Genomic DNA, 16,174 nt, shown 5'->3' with positions numbered 1-16,174 from the left:
GGACAACGCCCGGACAGAGCACACCCATAAGCGGGAAACTACTGGAAACACGCCGACAAAACCACCCACGGCCGTCAACGTGCAGTCGCGAAAAGCGACTTGTTCCGGTTCGGCACTTTACGTACACTCCGCGCGCCATGTACAAAGTCTCTTGACTGGCGCTGTGTCGAGGCGATGGTGCGGGGCGTGAGCCCGGTTTGGGGTCCCGCGCGGAAGCCTGGGCCGGTGGGTTGTTATGAGTCGGTTGCATACCCCTGGTCATCTGGCGGACAATTGGGAGACCGGTGATCGACCTCGCGATCCGATGCGATGTCGACGGCGCGACATGACCCGCTTCTGTCAGAGAGGCCGGGAGTTGTGCGTCGCATCGCGGCTCTCGGACCGGAACGACATCGGGCCAGCGGGAATCCGGTTGATGACGGCCGGCAACTGACAATGATATGAACGCGAAAAGGTCTCGCTCATGCCCCTTCGGAAGCCTCGACTGGTCCTTGTGGCGGCGGTGCTGGCCCTGGCCGGATGTGACTCCGTCGGCTCCCCGTTTCCCTCCCTGAGCGGGCCTTCTTCCTACTCCGGCAATCAGCCGCCCGAACTGGGGTCGACCTATTTCGAGCCGTCAGGCGTGTCGCCCGGCGAGCCCACCGGCACGTTCGTCGGCCAGAAGGTCGTCGGGTTCCGACAGGAACTGGGCGCGTTGCAAACCGCGATCCGCACCCAGAACGAACAGCTTCAGAACATCCGCAACAAGACCATCCAGGACTCCCAGGCCTACCACGAGAACGTCGCCGGCATGAACGCGCGCCTGCAGGTGGGCACCACACCGGGCAACCCCGTGCTGATGAACCGCTGGGAGCAGGCGCAAGCGCAGTTGAACACGATCAACGACGACATCATTCTGATGAACCAGTTGTCGGCGCAGATCACGACCAACTCGGCGATGGCCAATTACCTGCTGGATTCGGTGCGGGCCGCCTTCTCGCTGTCGGGCGCGGTGGACGAGGATCATCGCCAGCTTCGCGTTCTGGAGGACGAGACCCAGCAAACCGTCGTGCTGATCGAGCGCCTGCTGAAGGAACTGTCGCAGGACGTCGCCCGCCAGCAACAGTACGTCAGCAACGAAAAGCAGAACCTCAACACTCTCGCCCTGGCCATCAAGAACGGGCAGTTGTACGGCACCAGCTTCGCCAACCGCCCCATCCTGGGCAATGCCAACGCCGGCAACATGGCCGCCTATGGCCTGCCGGGACCCGGCGGATTCCAGGCCGGCGGCCAGCCGTTGGTCATGATCCGTTTTGATCGGGGCTCGGTGGACTACGAGACGGCGCTGTACGAAGCGGTCAACAACGCCCTGGCGCGCTACCCCAATGCCAGCTTCCAGGTCGTTGCCGTGGGACCGGCCATCAACGCGGTCGGACAGGCGTCGCCCAACACCGCGCAGGCCCGCCTCTACGCCGAGCGGGTTGTCCGGTCGCTCCAGGGCATGGGCGTCGACCCCAACCGCATCGGCCTGTCGGCCACCTCCAGCCCGGCCGCCCAGTACCCCGAGGTTCACGTCCTGCTGCAATAGGGCAGGAATTCTCAGGATAGAGGGACCGGTTGCGGTCGGTGCCGACCTATTCTCCTCTCCCCGTCGGGGGGAGGCTGGGAGGGGGGGCGCGTTTGTGATTGCGCTGGCCTCGCCTTCCGCATCAACCCCACCCCAGCCCTCCCCTGTCCAGGGGAGGGAGTCCGGTTCGCGCCTGGGGGACTTGTCAGACATCCATCAAAGGTCGGGTGGCCGGCGGCAGGTCAGGCACCGAGCCCGGCTGGCGACGCACTCTCGGCTCGGTGTGCCGGGCTGACCGCTCAAACTCGGAGGCTCCGCGCCATGGCGCTGTCCGTCGTTGTCATTCCCGTGACCGCGTTCCAGCAAAACTGTTCCCTGATCTGGGACGACGCCACCATGACCGGCGCCCTGATCGACCCCGGCGGCGACATCGACCGCGTGCTGGCGGTCGCCGCCGAAAAGGGCGTGACCGTCGAGAAAGTCCTCCTGACCCACGGCCACCTCGACCACATCGCCGGCGCTGGCGACGTGGCCCAACGCCTTGGCGTGCCCATCGAGGGACCGCACCGCGACGAGGCGTTCTGGATCGACCAACTCACCGAGCAGACCCGCATGTTCGGCTGGCCGGAGACCCCGGCCCCTGTCGAGCCCGCCCGCTGGCTGGAGGCCGGCGACACGGTCACCGTCGGCGGCCTGACGCTGGACGTCTACCTCTGCCCCGGCCACACCCCCGGGCATGTGGTGTTCGTCGAACCCCAGGCCCGCGTTGCCTTCGTCGGCGACGTGCTGTTCGCCGGCTCTGTGGGCCGCACGGACTTCCCGAAGTCCGATCCCGACGCGCTGATCCGCTCCATCAAGGAAACCCTGCTGCCTCTGGGCGACGACGTTACCTTCGTGCCCGGCCACGGCCCGGCCTCCACGTTCGGCCAGGAGCGGGTCGCCAATCCGTTCCTGCGGTGAGGCGCCGGCGCCGGCCGCCTTGACCCGCCTCCGGCCGCTCCCCATGGTGTGATCGTGGCGCAATGCCGCGCCCTCACCCGCTTTGGGATATGCCCGTGCCCCCCACCAACCCCCCTAAACAGACGCCCTTTCCCACCCGGGCTCAGCTGCTGGACTACATCCGCGACAACCCCGAGCACGTGGGCAAGCGGGAGATTTCGCGCGCCTTCCAGCTTGACGCCGAGCAGCGACCGCAATTGCGCCAGATGCTCAAGCAGCTTGAGGATGAGGGCCACATCCAGCGTGGACGCAAGCGCCGCTTCGCGCCGCCGGGCACGCTGCCCGAGGTGACGGTGCTGACCGTCCACGCCACCGATTCGGACGGCGAGTTGCTGGCCCGCCCGGACACCTGGGACACGGAAGAACTGGGGCCGCCCCCGCGCGTGCTGGTGCTGCCGATGAAAGGCCGTCAGGCCGCCGCCATCGGCGTCGGCGACCGCGTGCTGGCCCGCCTGACCCGCGAGGGCGAGACGAGATACACCGCCAAGCCGATCAAACGCCTGTCCTCCGCTCCGGCCCGCCTGCTGGGGGTGCTGGCCGAGGGACCGGACGGCTGGCGCCTGCGCCCCACCAACCGGCGCGACCGCAACGAATACATCGTGCGATCCGGGGATCGTGGCGGCGCCGAGGCCGGCGAACTGGTCGAGGCCGAGGTCGTCCCCGGCCGCACCTACGGCCTGCGCATGGCGAAGGTCCTGGACCGCCTGGGCGACACCGCCAATCCGCGCGCGGTCAGCCTGATCTGCATCCACAGCCACGGCATTCCCACTGAATGGCCGCCGGAGGCCGAGGATCAGGCCCGGGCCGCCGGCCCCGTTCCGCCCGAGGGCCGCGAGGACATCCGGTCGGTGCCCCTGGTCACCATCGACGGCGAGGACGCGCGGGACTTCGACGACGCGGTGTGGGCCGAGGCCGACCCGGACCCCGCCAACTCCGGCGGCTGGCATGCCCTGGTGGCCATCGCCGACGTGGCCTGGTACGTGCGCCCGGGCGATGCGCTCGACGACGAGGCGGTGCGGCGCGGCAACTCGGTGTACTTCCCGGATCGGGTGGTGCCGATGCTGCCGGAGGCGCTGTCCAACGGCTGGTGCTCGCTGCGCCCCAACGAGGACCGGGGCTGTCTGGCGGTGGAGATGTGGTTCGACGCCGTCGGTGAGAAGCTGCGGCATCGGTTCCTGCGCGGGGTCATGCGCTCGGCGGCGCGACTGACGTATACGCAGGTGCAGATGGCCATGGACGGCGGGGCGGACGAGGCCACCGCGCCCCTGGTCGAGCCGCTCCTGACCCCACTCTACGGCGTGTTCCGGGCGCTCGACGGCGCGCGACGCACGCGCGGCAGCCTGGACCTCGACCTGCCGGAACGGCGCGTGATCGTCGCCGAGGACGGTACGGTGGCCGGCATCCAGCCGCGTCCCCGCTACGACAGCCACCGGCTGATCGAGGAACTGATGGTCGCGGCGAATGTGTGCGCCGCCGAGGAACTGGAGAAAGTCCGCCAACCCTGCATGTACCGGGTCCACGACGAGCCCTCCCAGGAAAAGCTGACGGCGTTGCGCGACTTCCTGCGCACGCTGGACATCAAGCTGGCCCCCGGGCAGGTCCTGACCCCGCACCTGTTCAACCGGGTGCTGGAGCACGCCCGCGACACCGAACACGAGCACCTGGTCAACGAGGTGGTGCTGCGCGCCCAGGCCCAGGCGGAATACACCCCCGACAACATCGGCCATTTCGGGTTGGGGCTGCGGCGCTATGCCCATTTCACCTCGCCCATCCGACGCTACGCCGATTTGATGGTGCATCGGGCACTGATCCGAGGTCTGTCGCTGGGCGACGGCGGGCTGGAGGACGACCAGATCGACGAATTCGCCCAGATCGGCGGCCACATCTCCTCGACCGAGCGCCGCGCCGCCGCCGCCGAGCGCGACGCCGTCAACCGGTTCACCGTCGCCTTCCTCGCCGGCAAGGTGGGGGCGACGTTCTCGGGGCGAGTCAATGGCGTGACCCGCGCGGGCCTGTTCGTCACCCTGGACGAAACCAGCGCCGACGGGCTGATCCCCATCAGCACGCTGCCGGCCGATTTCTACTGGCACAACGAGGAGGCCCGCTGCTTGGAAGGGCGCGACTTCGGCCGCGTCTACCGCCTGGGCCAGCCGGTTACCGTGCGCCTGCGCGAGGCCGACCCCATCGCCGGCGGGCTGCTGTTCGAACTGCTGGAGGACGAAGACAGCGCTCCGTCCGGCCCCGGCCGCAGCCGGCGCGGCGGTCGTCCGCCGGGCGTTCGGCGCGGTCCCGGTCGGCGCTCGGGCGGACGGCGGTAGGGCGGAGAGACGGAGCCCGAGGGACGCCCCACCCGTGACTGTTCGGTAACGGTGTGACCCGAACACATCATCCGCGCCCGGGCCTGTAGTGATTTCCTAACGCTTTTCCCGTACAGTCCGCATCAGGGACGCAATGGCGCGCGCGATGGTGTCGCGGCTCAAGGGGCGCGTCTTGATTCCCATGCCTCCGCTTCTTCTTTCCATCATTGAGAGAAAAGCCCTGTCGCTAATGATGCGTATCGTTCGCCCATGGTCCTGGCTGTTTGCGCTGCTGGTCGGCTTGTCGCTGGCCGCCTGTGCCCCCATGCCGGGGTCGGGGCCGTCGCCCTACGACCCGGCGACCGAGAGCGGCCGTATCCCGTCGCAACCGTTCACGCGACAGAACGCCCAGAACATGCTCACCCAAAGCTATGTCGCGGTCTCCAGCCGTTACATTGAGCCGGTGGATATGGCCGATTTCGTCCTCGCCGGACTGCGCGGCCTGTCCCGGATCGACCCGGATCTGACGTTCCGGCGCCTTGGCGGCAGTTTCACGGTGGCGCGGACCGGGCGACCCGTCGCCGGTTTTCCGATGCCGAGCAGCGGACACGGCAGCGACTGGGCCCGCCTGAGCATTGATGTCATCCAGGCCGCACGCGCCGTCTCGCCGACGTTGACCGAGGCCGATTCGGAGGCCGTCTACGACGCCCTGTTCGACGCCGCCCTGGCCAGCCTGGATCCCTTTTCACGCTATGCCGGCGCCGAGGAGGCTCGGCTCAATCGCGGTTCCCGCAACGGGTTCGGCGGCATCGGAATCGTCTTCGAGATCACCGACGCCGGCGCCATTCTGGTGCGGGAGGTCATCGCCGACGGCCCCGCCGATGACGCCGGCCTGCGGGTCGGAGACCGGATCGTCGCCGTCGACGGCGAGCCTTTTCCCGCCCAGCCGACCAACCGGGATGTCCGCGAGCGGTTGCGCGGTCCGGTCGGCGCCCCTGTCCGCCTGACCATCCGGCGGGACGCCCTGGTCCAAGTGACCCTGGACCGGGGCCTGATTGTGTTGCCGACGGTGGAGTGGAGCCGGGAGGACGGCATCGGCATTCTGCGCGTGAGCAGCTTCAACCAAGCCACGGCGGAGGCCGTCGCCGTTGCCGTCACGGCGGCCCGGACCCGGGGTGACCTGCGGGGTCTGATCCTGGACATGCGCGGCAATCCCGGCGGTCTGCTGGATCAGGCCGTGGCGACCGCCGACCTGTTCCTGAACGACGGCACCATCGTTTCGACGCGCGGACGCCACCCAGAGGCGCGCCAGTTCTACAGCGCCGCCGACGGCGACATCGCCGACGGCCTGCCCATCGTCGTCCTGATGGACGGCGACTCCGCGTCGGCCGCCGAGATTGTCGCCGCCGCCCTCCAGGACGACGCCCGCGCCGTGGTCATCGGCACCACGAGCTACGGCAAGGGTACCGTGCAAACGGTGGTGCAACTGCCAAACCGGGGTGAGCTTACGCTGACCTGGTCGCGCTTCTACAGCCCGTCCGGGTATGTCCTGCATGGCTTGGGCGTGCCACCGGTGGCCTGCACCAGCGGGCGCGGCGGCCGCACCGAACCCGCCGAGGTCGAGCGCGTGCTCAACGACCTGCGCCAACAGGCGGCGCCCATCGCTCGGCGTCTCGCCTCGTGGCGCCACACCGCCTTCGAGGACAAGGACCGACGCCAGCGCCTGCGGGCGCTGTGCCCGGCCGAACACCACGAGCCGAATGGTCTTGATGAGATCGTGGCCCGGCACCTGCTGCGCGACCCGACCCTGTACGGGCGGGCCATCGGCCTGATCGGCGCCGACGCCGCACGGCTCTGATACCGGCCGCGTGGGATCTTGACACTGCGGCCGATCCGCGTATTGTGCGCCGCCTGTCCCGAACATGACTGACACAACGGAATTCGATTCATGGCGAAGCCGGCAACCATCCAGGTCAAGCTCGAAAGCACGGCGGGAACGGGCTACTTCTACGTGGCCAAGAAGAACCCGCGCAAGACCACCGAAAAGCTTGAGTTCCGCAAGTACGATCCGAAGGCGCGCAAGCACGTCGCCTTCAAGGAAACCAAGCTGAAGTAGGACGGTGGCCGCCCCCCCGGGCGGTCGCGCGGCGCACGCGCCGTCAGACATCAGCCGACACACGAAAAAGGCCACCGACGGTCGCTGTCGGTGGCCTTTTCGGCGTGGCTCTGCGCCCGGGCCATGGAAGGCACATGCGCAACGTCGCCGGGGTTCTTCCAGACGCCCCGGCCGGCCGAGTCGAACCGACCGACCGCGACCGGATCAGTTCAGGAACTTGGCGACCGTCTGGAGGAAGTTGGCCACCGAAATCGGCTTGGCGATATAGCCTTCGCATCCGCCTTCGCGGATCTTTTCCTCGTCACCCTTCATGGCAAAGGCCGTGACCGCGACCACCGGAATGGCCTTCAGGTCATCGTCTTCCTTCAGCATCTTGGTGATTTCCAGACCGGAAATCTCGGGCAACTGAATATCCATAAGGATCAGATCGGGCCTATGGTCCCGGGCCATGCCCATGACCTCGCGACCATCGCTGGTTTGCAGGGTCGTGTAACCATGCGCCTGCAAAAGATCGTTGAACAGTTTCATGTTCAACTCGTTGTCTTCAACGATCAGGATTGTTTTTGACATGCCTGCCTGCCTACCTTGCTTAGCCGCCCCGGAAGCTCCCTGCTCCGCCGTTCATCGCTTGTAACCGGACTCAGGCCAAAATCCAACAGGTTGGTGGGAGTTGGCTCAGCATTTTCCTTTCAACGTTGCGTTCAGGCGCCAACCGGCCACCGCCAGCAGCCCCCACCCGGCCATGAAGGACACGCCGCCGAAGGGAGCCACCGGCCCCAGGGGCCAATCGGCCAGGGCGATGCCGTACAGCGCGCCGCAAAACAGCACGATGCCGGCCGCGAACAGCCAACCGGCGCGGTCGGCCCAGACCGAGCCCGCCGATCCCGCCCCCGCAAGCCCGGAGAGCACGCCGCTCAGCACCAGCGCCAGGGCATGAACACCCTGATAGTGCGCCGCGGTGCGGACCAGCTCCACGGCGCGCGGGTCACCCCGTGCCTCCAGTCCATGCGCCCCAAAGGCGCCGAGCGCCACGGACAGCAGCCCCATCACGGCACCGGTCACGATCCATCGGCGCGGCGCGTTCGATCCCGATCGCGGCATGTCGCTCATCCCTCGATCAACGGCCACTCGTAGACCACCCAGTCCGTCTTCTGGCCCACCCGGTCATAGAGCGAACGCGCCGTGGCATTGTCGGCCTGTGTGCGCCAATAAAGCTTGCGCCACCCTGCCTGTCGGCCAATGGCCGCGCAGGCACTCATCAGGGCGGACCCGGCGCCGCGTCGGCGAGCCGCCTCGGCCACGAACAGATCCTCCAGGTATCCGACCGGCTCGACGGACCAGGTGCCGGGATGCTCGACCAGAATGGCGAAGCCAACCAGACCCCAGCCCTCAGGTCCCTGGCTGTCGGCGACCAGGCAACGCAGGGCCGGCACCGCCGGATCGAGACAGCGCCGCCACGTTTCGGCGGTAACGGCCTCGGGGATGTCGGCCTCGTAGAACCGACAATAGCCGCGCCACAGCACCCGCCACCCGTCCTCGTCCTGAGATCTGGCGAAGCGCACGGTCAACGTCTGGGCAGAGGACGGACCCGTCATATCGCCCGGCCCCGCATCAGGCGCGGGACGCCCCCCAGAACCCCCGTGGTGCCCATGGCGGTCTGCATGAAGAAGCGCTTCAGCGGCCCCATACGGTCCACCACCGCCAGCCCGGCGGTGCGGGCCAGCCGCAACGGCGCGATGTCGTTCGAGAACAGCCGCACGATGCCGTCCGTGACCCCCAGCATGAGCAGGTTGTCCGCCTGCCGCAGCCGCGCGTAGCGACGCAGGATATCGGGCGTGCCCGGGTCCAGACCCAGGCGATGAGCGCCCACCAGGGTTTCCACCAGAACCGCCACATCACGAAGGCCGTAGTTCATGCCCTGCCCGGCCACGGGATGCATGCCATGGGCGGCGTCCCCGACCAGCGCGAGGCGGGTGTCGGTGTAGCGCTCGGCGAACTGCAGCGACAGCGGATAGGAAAAGCGCGGTCCCACGAACCGCACATCGCCGAAATGATCGCCGAAGCGGGTCATGAACTCGGCCTTGAAGCGGTCATCGGGCAGAGCCATCAGATCGGGGATCCAGTCGCGCCGCTCGCTCCAGACGATGGACGAGCGGTTGCCGGTCAACGGCAGCGAGGCGAAGGGACCGGCCGGCAGGAAATGCTCAATGGCCACGCCCTCGTGTGGCAGCTCGTGTTCCACGGTCAGCACGATGGCGCCGTGGTCATAGTCCCATCCCGTGGTGCGGATGCCGGCGGCGGCACGCGTGGGCGAGGTTCGCCCATCCGCCGCCACGGCCAGCCGGGCCCGAATGCCGCGACCGTCGGCCAGCCGCGCGGAGACCCCGTACCCATTGCGCGTCAGGTCCGTCACCGTGACCGGCGCCAGCAGGTTGGCATGCTCCAGTTCTCCCAGACGCGCCTGGATGGCGCGGCGGGTCACCTGATTCTCGACCATGTAGCCCATGGGCTCATCACCGGCCTCGTGGCGGTGGTAGTGCATGAACAGCGGCGCGTTGGAATCGGCGATGCGGATATCCTCAATGGGCTGGCAGTCCCCGCCCACATGGCGCCAGACACCCAGCCCCTCCAGCACCTTCTGACAGCCCAGCGCCACAGCGGAGGCGCGCCCGTCATAGGCGTTGTTCATCCAGCCGGCCGGATCGTCGCGCTCGGCCACCAGTACGGACATGCCGTGCTGGGCCAGCCCGCAGGCCAGCGAGCCCCCGACCAATCCGCCACCGATCACCAGCACATCAGCCGTCAATGTCTCCCCCGCCGGGGCTCCAGACGCGTCCGTGATCGCCGTCCCACCTGTCGTCGCCATGCCGTCTCCTGCTTTTTGCCCGCCGTATCCCGGAAGGACCGGTTCACTGCGCCGCCACCGGGGGCGGACAGGCCGCGTTGGCCACTTCGGCGACCCATTCCAGCATGACCCGCCCCACGGCCTCCCGTGTGTTGGGAATGCGGATACCCTGCGGCTCGAAGCCCCGGATCGGCTCCTCCGTCAAACTGACATAGTATACGTAGTTCAGATCTTCGGAGATCCCATGGGAGAATTCCAGACGCGGGTATGGATTGCCGTCCGCGTAGGTCAGGGCGCCGAATGTCAGGGCGAAGCCCCGGGTCTCCGGGGCCAGGACCAAGGGACCGATCCGCGCGTGGCGACCGTTGAAACACACCGCGCGCCGATCCAGTTCCCGGGTCAGGGTCTCGGGTTCGACCCCGTGCTCATAGAAATCGGCAAACAGGCCGTTGATGACGCTAGCCCGCCCGACCACGATGCCCGAACTGTCGCCGGCTTCCAGATTGCGCGCCAGAGCCTGTCCACTCGCCTGGTCCGATGTGGCCTTGTCCAACGCCTCCACGCGGGTGATCGGCAGTTCGCCGGAAGCACGACCGCTCTCCTCCTCGGTCCCGCTGAAATCCACGAACAGGGCGATCGCGACGCCAACAGCCACCATGACCGCCAGAGCCCCGAGACAGCCCACGGCCGCCATCCCGCTGTCCTCGTCATCCGCCAGCACCGGCGCAACCGGCTTTTTGCGTGGCATGTTTCCCTCTCGATACAGGCAAACCGGGATTATCCCAAGGGATGTTGGCGCACGTTGCCGCCCCCGCCGCGCGCCAGCCCGATCCATGCCTGAGTCCCGACCCGGAGTGTCGCGCAACGCTCGCGGACGGGCAAGGGCGCAGGACACGGCGGAGAGACACCCATTTCCCACAAATCCAAGCTTGCCCCGCCCCGCCAACCCCGCTATCCTTCATGTATGAACATAGAGAACTACCGCAGTCCGTTGTAAATGTTTAATTATGACAGATCGCTGCGCGGTCGGGGCACGGGGTGAAATGAAAAGGACTCAGCGATGAGCCGCAGCGCCGCGAGTGTCCAGCGGACACCGTTCCTGCCGCCGGCCGCGGCCCTGGGCCTGATCCGCCTGTCCCGGCGGATGCTGGGATTTGCCCTGCTGACGGTCACGGCCGCCGGCGTGGCGGCCCTGCTGAGCTATCATCCCTCCGACGCCTCCTGGAACGTCGCCAGTCCGGCGCCACCGCTCAATCTGATGGGTATCCCCGGAGCGCTGCTGGCGGATCTGTTGTTCCAATCCTTCGGCCATGCCGCCCTGATCCCTTGCCTCGGTGGCGGTGTGTTGGCATTGCGCCTCCTCACCGGGGACCCCATCCGATGGGGCGTGGCGCCGCCGCTGGCTCTGCTGGCGGCCATGCCGCTGGCGGCGATGGCGCTGGCGATGGCGCTGCCGTCGGGCACCGTTCCCTCCTGGGCCGGCGCCGGCGGCGCGGTGGGATCGGCCGCGAACGCCTGGAGCCTGCATCTGATGATTCACCTCGCCCCTCGCGGGGGGTGGGACTGGGTTCCCGCGGTCTTCGCCACCGTGGCCGGCCTGTGGCTAGTGATCATCGCCCTGGGCCTGCGCTGGCACCATATCATCGCCACCCGCGACGGGCTCGCCACCGCCGTTCGCTGGATCCGTGTCGGCACGGTTGCCGTGACGACATTCGGATCGGCGGTCGCGCGCGTCGGAACCACGCTGACGCGGGCCGCCCGCCGCGAGCGCACCGAACGCCACGAACCGACGCTGACGCCCGCTGAGGCCGACCCGGAACCAAGGCCCCAGCCGAATCGTCCCCGCCGCGCCGTGGTCGAGCCGCCGCCACGCCAGACCGCCGCCCGCGCCGCGCGGGAGACGCTACGCGCCCGCCAGGGCTCGCTGTTCGGCGATCACGACGCCGATTCCGACGGGCCGATCCTGCCGTCGCTCGACCTTCTGACACCGCCGCGCGCCACCGAGGCCCAGCGCCGGGTCAACGAGGAGGCCCTTGCCAACAACGCCCGCCTTCTGGAGGGCGTGCTCGGCGACTTCGGCATCAAGGGCGAGATCGTGAAGGTGCGGCCCGGCCCGGTGGTGACGCTATACGAACTCGAACCCGCGCCCGGCATCAAGACCGCGCGCATCATCGGGCTGGCCGACGACATCGCGCGGGCCATGAGCGCGGTTTCAGTGCGCATCGCGGTCATTCCCGGCAAGAGCGTGATCGGTATCGAACTGCCCAACGCCCGCCGTCAGGGTGTGAACCTGCGCGAGATGCTGGCCAACGAGGGGTTCGCCGGCGGCGACCTGACCCTAACGCTCGCCCTGGGGCGGGACATCGGTGGCGGGCCGATGTTCGTCGATCTGGCGCGCATGCCGCACCTGCTGATCGCGGGCACCACCGGGTCCGGCAAGTCAGTGGCGGTCAACGCCATGATCCTGTCGTTGCTCTACCGTCTGCCGCCCGAACGCTGCCGCCTGATTCTGATCGACCCCAAGATGCTGGAACTGTCGGCCTATGACGACATTCCGCACCTGCTGACCCCCGTGGTCACCGATCCCCGCAAGGCCGTCGTGGCGTTGAAGTGGGCGGTCACGGAAATGGAAAACCGCTACCGCGCCATGAGCCAGATGGGCGTACGCAACATCCACGGCTTCAACCGCAAGGTCGAGAAGGCGCTGGCCGACGGAGGCAAGGTCACTCGGACGATCCAGACGGGCTTCGACCCGGAGACCGGCGAACCGATCTACGAACAGCAGGAAATGGACCTGCAACCGCTGCCGCACATCGTGATCGTGGTTGATGAGATGGCCGACCTGATGTTGGTGGCCGGCAAGGAGGTGGAGGGCGCGATTCAGCGCCTCGCCCAGATGGCTCGCGCCGCCGGCCTGCACCTCATCATGGCCACGCAGCGACCGTCCGTGGACGTCATCACCGGCACCATCAAGGCGAACTTCCCCACCCGGGTCAGCTTCCAGGTCACCAGCAAGATCGACAGCCGCACCATTCTGGGCGAGCAGGGGGCCGAGCAACTCCTGGGACAGGGCGACATGCTCTACATGGCCGCCGGTGGACGCATCACCCGTCTGCACGGTCCCTTCGTCTCCGACGAGGAGGTGGAGCGGGTCTGCGACGCGCTGCGCGGCTTCGGAACCCCGGCCTATGTCGAGGCCGTGACCGTGGACGATGAAGCGAACAACGGCGACGCGGAGGAGGCGGGCCTGTCCGATCCCTCCGACCCGCTGTTCGACCGCGCCGTGGAACTGGTGGCGCGAGAGCGCAAGGCCTCGACCAGCTTCGTCCAGCGCCATTTGCAGATTGGCTACAACCGCGCCGCGCGCATCATCGACGTGATGGAGAAGGAAGGCATGGTCAGCCGCGCCAATCACGTCGGCAAACGCGAGGTTCTTCTTCCGGAGGCCGCCGAGTAGGCCGCCGCCCCCGTTTGTCCCGCCGGCCAACACCCCGTCGGCCGGTCGGGACGCACTTGACCGCCGGTCCTGGATGCCTCCGGGGACCGGCGGTTTTTTTTGATTCAAGGGACGGCCCGCGCGGCTCCCGAGATCGCCTCATACCGTCCGACGAATGAAGTCAGTTCATTTGTCGGACGGCCGGCGCGACCGCGCCGGCGCGGCGAAGCCGCGGAGCCGCGCGCCCCGAAGGGGCGCTGCGGCGAAAAAAGTCAAAGACTCGGCATCACCGGCGCCCCGAAGCGATCAGCCGGACGAGTCAATCCAATCGTCGCACGGTATCAAACAAAAAAAAGGCCTTGGCGGCAGGGCATCCGGCGGGACATGACGGGGCGTCGCGCCCCTCACCCCCGCACGAGATCATGACCCACCCCACCCGATCCGCCCCATTGCCCGTCGATGACGTGGTGTGCGACCTGCAGGCCGCACTGACGGCCGGATCGTCGGCTGTGCTGCTGGCCCCGCCCGGTGCCGGCAAGACAACGCGGGTGCCGCTCGCGCTCCTGGCCGCGCCGTGGCTGGCCGGACAGAGCATTGTGATGCTGGAGCCACGCCGGGTGGCCGCCCGCGCCGCCGCGCGCATCATGGCCACCGCGCTGGGCGAGGCCGTGGGCGAAACGGTCGGGTACCGGGTCCGGCTGGATCGCGCCATCGGTCCCGACACGCGCATCGAAGTGGTGACCGAGGGTATCCTGACCCGGCGGCTTCAAGACGATCCGGCGCTGGAGGGTGTCGGCTGCGTCATCCTGGACGAGTTCCACGAGCGCTCCCTGAATGGAGACTTGGGCTTGGCCCTGTGCCTGGAGACCCAGGGGGCGTTGCGGCCGGACCTGCGCCTTCTGGTCATGTCGGCGACCCTGGACGCGGCCCCTGTGGCCGCCCTGATGGACAACGCCCCGGTGATCGAGAGCGCCGGGCGCCAATACCCGGTCACGATCCACCACCACCCGGCGCCGCAGCCGGGACTGGATGGCCTCACGGCGGCGGTGCGGGACCGGGTGCGCACGGTGCTGGCCGAGGAGGGCGGCGACGTGCTCGTTTTCCTGCCCGGGATGCGCGAGATCACCCGCGCGGCGGCGGCCCTGGGCGATCCGCCGGGCGTGGCGGTCCTGCCGTTGCACGGCAGCCTGCCGGGCAGGGACCAGGACGCCGCGCTGCGCCCACGGGCCGACGGTGGACGCAAGGTGGTGTTGTCCACCAATCTGGCCGAAACGAGTCTGACCATCGAGGGAGTGCGGGCGGTCGTGGACTCGGGCCTCGCCCGCGTACCCCGCTTCGATCCAGGCAGCGGCCTGACCCGGCTGGAGACCGCCCGCATCTCCCAGGCGTCGGCCGATCAGCGCGCCGGCCGCGCAGGGCGGCTGGGGCCGGGCGTCTGCCACCGCCTGTGGCCGAAAGCAGCCCACGGCGCCCTGGTGCCGTTCACGCCGCCCGAGATCACCGAGGCCGATCTGGCGCCCCTGGTGCTGGAACTCGCGGTGTGGGGGGTGGTTGATCCGGCGGCTCTGCGCTGGCTGGATGTGCCGCCCGCCGGGCCATGGGCGGCGGGCCGGGCGCTGCTGCGCGATCTGGGGGCGCTGGACGCGGAGGGCCGGGCCACCCCGCACGGGCGCGCTCTGGCCCGGCTACCGCTGCATCCCCGGCTGGCGCACATGGTGGTCGAGGGCCGTGACCGGGGCCTGGGCGGGCTGGCGGCAGAGATCGGGGCGCTGCTATCGGAGCGCGACGCCGCGCCTGCCGGCCTGGGCGGCGTGGACCTGCGGTCCCGGCTTGAGCGGTCGCGCGGTCCCGGCCCCCGGGAGGCAGCCCGCCAGATCCGCCGGCTGGCCGGGGTGAAAGGAAACGACCGTGCCGCGTCCGACACCGACCCGGGGGCACTGCTGGCGCTGGCCTACCCCGACCGCATCGGTCGCAATCGGGGCGGGGGCGGCCGCTTCGTGCTGTCCAGCGGGCGTGGCGTGGTGATCGACGAGGCCGATCCGTTGGCCGGGGCCAACTGGTTGGCGGTCGCCGATATCGCCGACCGCGTCGGCGCCGAGGGGCGGGTGCGGTTGGCCGCGCCGCTCGACGACGCGGACGTGACCGCCGGGCGCGTGGCCCCCCTGGAGACGCGCGACAACATCGCCTGGGCACCGCGCGACCAGGCGGTGCTGGCGCGACGCCGGATCATGCTGGGCGCTTTGGTCTTGAAAGATACGCCGTTGCCCGATCCCGACCCGGCGGCGGTGACGACGGCGCTGCTGGACGGCGTCCGCACGCTCGGCCTGGAGTCACTGCCCTGGACCCAGGCGATCCGGCGCTGGCGGGCCCGGGTGATGTTCCTGCGCCATGCCGACGCACCCGGGAACGGCGGGGGCGCCGGTTGGCCCGACCTGTCCGACGCGGCGTTGCTGGACTCTCTGGAGGACTGGTTGGCGCCGTTCGCGATCGGCATGACCCGGCGCGCCCACCTCGACCGCGTGGATCTGATGGGGGCCCTGTCGAGCCTGCTGCCGTGGGACAAGGCGCGGGAGTTGGACGCGCGCGCGCCGTCCCATCTGACGGTGCCCACGGGGTCCCGGCTGGCGTTGGACTACGACGACCCGGAAGGACCGGCGCTGGCGGTGCGGGTGCAGGAACTGTTCGGGTTGGACACGCACCCCACCCTGGCCGGCGGGCGCGTGCCGGTGGTGCTGCGCCTGCTGTCGCCGGCACGGCGGCCGGTGCAAATCACGCGCGACCTGCCGGGCTTCTGGCGCGGCGCCTGGGCGGAGGTGCGCAAGGAAATGAAGGGCCGCTATCCCAAGCACCCGTGGCCGGAGGACCCGCTGTCCGCCGCGCCCACCACCCGGACCACGCGGGCGAGCAAGGGCGGGGCCGCCGGATGAAGCGCGGC

Annotated in this window: 12 protein-coding genes; 7 read left to right on the top strand and 5 right to left on the bottom strand. The window is 69.0% G+C overall.

Annotated features, from left to right (window positions below):
- The first annotated feature begins 463 nt into the window (after positions 1–463).
- From BLS85_RS08330 to rpmG, 5 genes are all read left to right on the top strand, one after another.
- Positions 464–1,567 (top strand): hypothetical protein, encoded by a 1,104-nt coding sequence (locus BLS85_RS08330; RefSeq protein ID WP_092785115.1) that lies wholly within the window; start codon positions 464–466, stop codon positions 1,565–1,567.
- Between the two features lie 300 nt (positions 1,568–1,867).
- The gene (locus tag BLS85_RS08325; protein ID WP_092785113.1) at positions 1,868–2,506 is read left to right on the top strand and encodes an MBL fold metallo-hydrolase; all 639 of its coding nucleotides are present in this window, start codon (positions 1,868–1,870) and stop codon (positions 2,504–2,506) included.
- A gap of 95 nt (positions 2,507–2,601) precedes the next feature.
- The gene (gene rnr / locus BLS85_RS08320; protein ID WP_245699143.1) at positions 2,602–4,863 is read left to right on the top strand and encodes a ribonuclease R; all 2,262 of its coding nucleotides are present in this window, start codon (positions 2,602–2,604) and stop codon (positions 4,861–4,863) included.
- 229 nt (positions 4,864–5,092) lie between these two features.
- Positions 5,093–6,700 carry a S41 family peptidase gene (locus BLS85_RS08315; protein ID WP_245699142.1) on the top strand — a complete coding sequence of 536 codons (1,608 nt, stop codon included), beginning with the start codon at positions 5,093–5,095 and terminating at the stop codon, positions 6,698–6,700.
- Between the two features lie 90 nt (positions 6,701–6,790).
- Positions 6,791–6,958 carry a 50S ribosomal protein L33 gene (rpmG, locus tag BLS85_RS08310; protein WP_092785107.1) on the top strand — a complete coding sequence of 56 codons (168 nt, stop codon included), beginning with the start codon at positions 6,791–6,793 and terminating at the stop codon, positions 6,956–6,958.
- A gap of 204 nt (positions 6,959–7,162) precedes the next feature.
- On the opposite strand, the gene BLS85_RS08305 is transcribed toward rpmG, so the two are convergent.
- The 5 genes from BLS85_RS08305 to BLS85_RS08285 form a co-directional block, all read right to left on the bottom strand.
- Positions 7,163–7,528, bottom strand: a complete 366-nt coding sequence (locus BLS85_RS08305; RefSeq protein ID WP_092785104.1) for a response regulator — start codon at positions 7,526–7,528, stop codon at positions 7,163–7,165.
- Positions 7,529–7,633: 105 nt separating this feature from the next.
- A complete protein-coding gene (locus tag BLS85_RS08300; RefSeq protein WP_092785102.1) occupies positions 7,634–8,059 on the bottom strand; it encodes a DUF423 domain-containing protein in 426 nt (141 codons plus the stop codon).
- Between the two features lie 5 nt (positions 8,060–8,064).
- Positions 8,065–8,553, bottom strand: coding sequence for a GNAT family N-acetyltransferase (locus BLS85_RS08295; protein WP_092785099.1), 489 nt, complete (start codon positions 8,551–8,553; stop codon positions 8,065–8,067).
- Positions 8,550–9,824: a UbiH/UbiF/VisC/COQ6 family ubiquinone biosynthesis hydroxylase gene (locus tag BLS85_RS08290; RefSeq protein WP_092785096.1), complete on the bottom strand. Its 1,275-nt coding sequence runs from the start codon at positions 9,822–9,824 to the stop codon at positions 8,550–8,552. The genes BLS85_RS08295 and BLS85_RS08290 overlap by 4 nt, the downstream gene beginning before the upstream one ends.
- 43 nt (positions 9,825–9,867) lie before the next feature.
- Positions 9,868–10,551, bottom strand: coding sequence for a hypothetical protein (locus BLS85_RS08285; RefSeq protein WP_092785093.1), 684 nt, complete (start codon positions 10,549–10,551; stop codon positions 9,868–9,870).
- A 312-nt stretch (positions 10,552–10,863) separates the two neighbouring features.
- On the opposite strand from BLS85_RS08285, the gene BLS85_RS08280 reads away from it, so the two are divergent.
- Both BLS85_RS08280 and hrpB read left to right on the top strand, forming a co-directional pair.
- Entirely contained in the window at positions 10,864–13,260 is a 2,397-nt protein-coding gene (locus tag BLS85_RS08280; protein WP_092785090.1) for an FtsK/SpoIIIE family DNA translocase, read from the top strand.
- Between the two features lie 401 nt (positions 13,261–13,661).
- A complete protein-coding gene (hrpB, locus tag BLS85_RS08275) occupies positions 13,662–16,166 on the top strand; it encodes an ATP-dependent helicase HrpB (protein WP_092785087.1) in 2,505 nt (834 codons plus the stop codon).
- Positions 16,167–16,174 lie beyond the last annotated feature (8 nt).

The sequence above is a fragment of the Rhodospira trueperi genome (genome assembly GCF_900101965.1).
Lineage (GTDB): Bacteria > Pseudomonadota > Alphaproteobacteria > Rhodospirillales > Rhodospirillaceae > Rhodospira > Rhodospira trueperi.
The sequence above is the reverse complement of the archived record's forward strand: the minus strand, read 5'-3'. Positions and strand labels throughout refer to the sequence as shown.

Bases quoted from the DNA above. Each gene is read 5' to 3' on its own strand.
- BLS85_RS08330 (WP_092785115.1), top strand. From the start codon at position 464: ATGCCCCTTCGGAAGCCTCGACTGGTCCTTGTGGCGGCGGTGCTGGCC.
- BLS85_RS08325 (WP_092785113.1), top strand. From the start codon at position 1,868: ATGGCGCTGTCCGTCGTTGTCATTCCCGTGACCGCGTTCCAGCAAAAC.
- BLS85_RS08315 (WP_245699142.1), top strand. From the start codon at position 5,093: ATGATGCGTATCGTTCGCCCATGGTCCTGGCTGTTTGCGCTGCTGGTC.
- rpmG (WP_092785107.1), top strand. From the start codon at position 6,791: ATGGCGAAGCCGGCAACCATCCAGGTCAAGCTCGAAAGCACGGCGGGA.
- BLS85_RS08305 (WP_092785104.1), bottom strand. From the start codon at position 7,528: ATGTCAAAAACAATCCTGATCGTTGAAGACAACGAGTTGAACATGAAA.
- BLS85_RS08300 (WP_092785102.1), bottom strand. From the start codon at position 8,059: ATGCCGCGATCGGGATCGAACGCGCCGCGCCGATGGATCGTGACCGGT.
- BLS85_RS08295 (WP_092785099.1), bottom strand. From the start codon at position 8,553: ATGACGGGTCCGTCCTCTGCCCAGACGTTGACCGTGCGCTTCGCCAGA.
- BLS85_RS08290 (WP_092785096.1), bottom strand. From the start codon at position 9,824: ATGGCGACGACAGGTGGGACGGCGATCACGGACGCGTCTGGAGCCCCG.
- BLS85_RS08285 (WP_092785093.1), bottom strand. From the start codon at position 10,551: ATGCCACGCAAAAAGCCGGTTGCGCCGGTGCTGGCGGATGACGAGGAC.
- BLS85_RS08280 (WP_092785090.1), top strand. From the start codon at position 10,864: ATGAGCCGCAGCGCCGCGAGTGTCCAGCGGACACCGTTCCTGCCGCCG.
- hrpB (WP_092785087.1), top strand. From the start codon at position 13,662: ATGACCCACCCCACCCGATCCGCCCCATTGCCCGTCGATGACGTGGTG.